The 3,760-nt window shown below is 47.8% G+C and carries 1 protein-coding gene; it reads right to left on the reverse strand.

From position 1 onward, the window contains the following. Positions 1-1,205 precede the first annotated feature (1,205 nt). The coding region (locus tag KGY70_18735; GenBank protein MBS3777239.1) for a PKD domain-containing protein at positions 1,206-3,760 on the reverse strand (2,555 nt) is incomplete at its 5' end.

Consider the following 3,760-nt stretch of genomic DNA (forward strand, 5'->3'; position numbering starts at 1 on the left):
TCCGTCAGAGGCCGGACACAGTGAGAACGCGTCTCCGAAAACCCCGCACGGCGCATACAGCTAAACGGTCGGACGGGTGGAAGATGGTACCAAACATAGTGGATAGGCAATAACTGAGGCTAAGAGCCACCCCCTAAGCATCTACATAACGCTAAAAGCCACCATTTCACCCTAAACACCCTGCATATCCGCTCTCCTCATGCCCCAACCCACCGGTCCGATCCCTCTGTTTGCGCGGGATTGGGTTAAGAATAAATAAATTCAAGGCACCTAAACCCTTCCCGTAGGGACGCACGGCCATGCGTCCCTACGGGAAGGGAGGCAGCAGAAGAATAATTATTTTCGGAGGGATCAGACCGGGTGCCAGACCCATCTGACCACATTTCGAATCAGCGGCATAACAGATGCATCTGCCACCCCGTCTGACCGATTACGGGGTCCACACGGTGAAAGAAAATTCAAGGTGCTAAACTCATATAATCTAATGGATTAGCTATATCTACCCGGTCGGACGGGTGGAGGAAGGCACCAGGTATGGCGGGTCAGCAACAATAAAGGCTAAGAGCAATTATAAAAAGCAAAAGCCGTCATTCCATCCTGCGTGCAATGCATATATGCTCTGCTTATGCCCCAACCCACCAATCCGACCGCAAAAAAAGCGGTCAGACCGGGTGCAAGGCCCGTCTTCCGGTCTCTTGAATCAAAAGCACAACAGATGCTCCTGGCACCCCGTCTGATTCCACTAAAAGTCGAGACCGGCAAAAGATGGCAGGTCGGTATAAAGAAAGGAAAAGACCAATCATTTTAGGCAAAGGTCTGATAGCTATATTTTAATTCGCGTACCCTCTCCCGGCCTCTCCCTTCCGGAAGGGAGAGGAGCTTCTCCTTCATAGTAACTACGGAGAAGGAGCCGGTCCGCAGTAAATTTATTGCTATGCTGCCAATGGCTTTAGAGATTTCTTTATAGTCAGCAATGAAGTAAAAACCCCTGAACCTTGCATTGGCCAGGCTCCTCCCTTCAAAAGGGAGGCGGGGGAGGGTACGCCAATGCAGAGGGTTCTGGACAATTCGACCTTTACCTGCCGGATCTTAACATCAGTGAGATTCAGTTATTTCCCTTTCTATAATCCAAAAAAAGCAGAGACACCGCGCATGGCATCTCTGCAAAAACAGAACTTAATCATCCATACAATTCTATCCTCCAATCAATCTTCCTCCCCGTTCGAGAAATTTCTTATTAAGGTGACATCACCCATCTTTTCAAAGCTCTGTCCATTATAGAACTGGCCTTCTGCTTTCCAGATGTATACATCCTGCTGCATGATCTCGCCATTGTAGTAACCATCCCAGCCTTTATCAACATCACGGGATATAAAAATCCGTTCACCCCATTTATTGAATATTTCAAGTGTGTATTCCTCGACGCCTTCATATACCGGATGGAAAATTTCATTATTCGTGGCCTCAGGATCATAATAACCATCGCTTGGCCCACTCTCACTTGGCGTAAAGGCATTAGGGAACTCGATCTGCCCTTTGCCTCTTACTTCAACAACATTTGGCAGGGAATCGGTGGAAGCACAGCCATGGTCTGACCAGGCCGTCAGGGTGACCGTATATTCTCCCAATTCCTCATATTGATAAACCGGCTTTTCTTCAGTGGAAGTACTGCCATCGCCAAACTGCCATTTATAGGTTTCAGCATATTCGGTAAAATTATAGCAGTTCATCTTCTGATCGGGCAGCATAACTACCTTCGGGTCCACATCGAAATCAATCTCCGGCCGCTTATATACCCGAACCGTATCGTAGGCCGATGCCTCTCCGCTTTCTCCACTGGCAGTCATCTTTACATAATAGGTGCCTGCCGAGTCGTACTCATGGTTAACGATCCTGCCCTTTCCATAATGGCCGTCACCAAAGTTCCATTCATAATCATAAGATTCGTTAAAAGGCGCTTCATCTGCCGTGAACTCGACCGGTAGCGGCTCACAATGAGGCTCGGGGCCAATATTTATACTGAAATCTGCATAAACCCTGGGGGCCAATATTTCAATGCTTTTGCTGGTTGTATCCCAGCAAGAAGAGGTCTGGCTGGTAATCTCCAGTCCAATGTCATATTCACCCCAGTGGGCATAATCGTGGAAATTGGGATCACGTTGATCGCTGGTTTCGCCATCATCAAAATCCCAGGTGTAGTTCCAGGGCCCCTGATTGGATTTATTAAGCATAAATACCTCAGACTCGGGCCACTTTTGCAAACCGGAACCGTCGGTAATGGTAAATTCGGCATTCGGCTGGGCATATACGGTAGCCGATTTGGTGATGGAATCTACACATTCATAGGCGGAACTGGATATGAGCTGTATATCATAAATGGTGTCATGATCCGTAGTATTCACAAACTTGTGGATGGGCTCATCCTGACTGGAGGTGGCTCCGTCGCCGAAATCCCAACTGTAATAGTCGCTGTTTTCTGAGTTATTGATAAAACCGGTAACCAGGGGAGCACAATCCTCTGCCTCTTCTATATCAAAATCTGCAACCACTTCCGGATACACATTGAGAACCAGGCTGGTGCTGTCCCTGCATCCCTCGCTGGTCTCAACATGAAGCTCAAGATCATAAGGCTTCACGTCATTGGTGGTATTGGGATATGAATGGGTGACCACAGCATCCGACGAATTGGTGTTGCCATCGCCAAACCGCCATTGCCATAAGTCGTGTCCGACGGATTGATCCTCCATGGTAGCTTCCAGGGGAGGACAGGAAGAGGTGGTGTCGATGTCGAACCTGGCCTTGGGCTGATGATACACCGTAATGGTCTTGCTGGTATCATCACGGCATTCGTATGGCGATATCACCTCCAGACCAATGGTATAATTGGTATCCTGAGCCCTGTCATAGTTAAAGAAGGTATGCTCGGGATCTTCCAACGCGGAAGTGGCCCCATCGCCAAAGTTCCAGCTATAGTCAGTTCCCTGAGGAACATTGGCCGAATCAGAGAATGAAATCCTGAGCGGATTACATCCTTCCACGCGGTCCATGGTGAAATCGGCATCCACATCATGGTACACCGTAATGGTATCAAGATATACCGACTGACAGCCATCATCATTTGTTGCAAGAAGCTCCACTTCAAATTCTTTAACTACCGGATCTTCATTTTCAAAGGTATGACTGAAAGATGATTTGTCAGAAAATGATTCAGAAGCTTCCGTGTTTCCGTTATTCAGGTTTGTGACCGTCCACTGATAGGTATCGCTGGGATTTCCTACGGAAGAATTCTCAAACGTTACCGGAAAGGGCGGGCAGGCTTCATCATCCTCTATCACAAAATCGGCACGCAGCCGGGAATGCACATGAATATCCTGGTAAGCTGTATCGGTACAGCCGTAATCTGTAGAAGGCATATAACTCACGTGAAAAGTGGTATCATTGGTTGAAGTATTTTCAAATTCGTGAATGGGACCCTGCTGCTTGCTGGTGGCTCCATCACCAAATTCCCAGCTATAGTCAGTAGCCGTGGGATTCTGACTCTCAAAATCTACAGTAAGCGGGTTGCATCCGCGTATGGTGTCCTGGGTGAACTGTGCATCAATGGAAGAATACACCGTGATCTGCCGTTTTAACGTATCATAACAGTTGCCGTTGGTGACGATCAGTGTGAGGTTGCGTATCTGCGGTGAACCCGATGTATTGGTATAAGTATGACTAAAATCGCCGCTGTTATTAGCATCCGCAGATGCGAGATCCAAAT

The organism is Bacteroidales bacterium (assembly GCA_018334875.1).
Classification (GTDB): domain Bacteria; phylum Bacteroidota; class Bacteroidia; order Bacteroidales; family UBA12077; genus JAGXLC01.